Annotated in this window: 1 protein-coding gene; it reads left to right on the forward strand. The window is 59.9% G+C overall.

Going from position 1 to position 227, the window contains the following annotated elements:
• A partial coding sequence (locus HMPREF3277_RS12450) for an RHS repeat domain-containing protein (RefSeq protein ID WP_168168270.1) occupies positions 1 to 227 on the forward strand: 227 nt, incomplete at both ends.

Genomic DNA, 227 nt, shown 5'->3' on the forward strand with positions numbered 1-227 from the left:
GCAAATCGCCACCCTCAACGACCTGACGGAAGGCGGTAAAGGCAAAACCAAAGTGGCGGCGGGTTATAATCAAACCGCCGTCAAACGCAGCTACGGCTACGACCGTACCGGCAACCTGACCCACAGCACCGACCAGCGGACGGGCACGACGCAGTTCGAGTACGACAAACTGGGCCGGATCACCCAAGCGGGCAACGAACTGTTCGCCTTCGACCCTGCGCACAATA

The sequence above is a fragment of the Neisseria sp. HMSC70E02 genome (assembly GCF_001838645.1).
Taxonomy (GTDB): Bacteria; Pseudomonadota; Gammaproteobacteria; order Burkholderiales; family Neisseriaceae; genus Neisseria; species Neisseria macacae.